Below are 599 nucleotides of genomic sequence, written 5' to 3' on the forward strand. Positions count from 1 at the left end.
GAATTTAAACTTTTTTGTTTTTTGGTTTGTTTCACCTTAACCACAAGTGAGAATTGAACCAGTGTGGAATTTAAACTTATGTCTTTGCGAAAGATCTTTATATCTTGTGCTAGGTGAGAATTGAACCAGTGTGGAATTTAAACTATTATTGTGGATTGCAAAATGAAAGATTGAAATCGGTGAGAATTGAACCAGTGTGGAATTTAAACTTCCTCAAAACGTAAAAGTGTCCAACAGGCGTTTCAGTGAGAATTGAACCAGTGTGGAATTTAAACGTTCAAAGTTTGATTGAGCAAAATAAAGTTAAATTGGTGAGAATTGAACCAGTGTGGAATTTAAACTTCTTCAAAAACACAATTTCCAGCACCGCACGAATCAGTGAGAATTGAACCAGTGTGGAATTTAAACTAACTTCTTTGATTGTTGGTTATACCCCCACTTACAGTGAGAATTGAACCAGTGTGGAATTTAAACAAAAATGAAATTATATTTCAATGATATTGTAGAAATGTGAGAATTGAACCAGTGTGGAATTTAAACCAAAATCTTTATCCTTCAAGTTTGCAATTATTTCTGTGAGAATTGAACCAGTGTGGAAT

General features: G+C 33.1%; 1 protein-coding gene. It reads left to right on the forward strand.

All coding sequences use genetic code 11. The features are described 5' to 3' along the window. Positions 1–245: 245 nt before the first annotated feature. Positions 246–389 carry a hypothetical protein gene (locus NZ923_10785; GenBank protein MCS7230491.1) on the forward strand — a complete coding sequence of 48 codons (144 nt, stop codon included), beginning with the start codon at positions 246–248 and terminating at the stop codon, positions 387–389. Positions 390–599 lie beyond the last annotated feature (210 nt).

The sequence above is a fragment of the Candidatus Kryptonium sp. genome (assembly GCA_025060635.1).
GTDB lineage: Bacteria > Bacteroidota > Ignavibacteria > Kryptoniales > Kryptoniaceae > Kryptonium.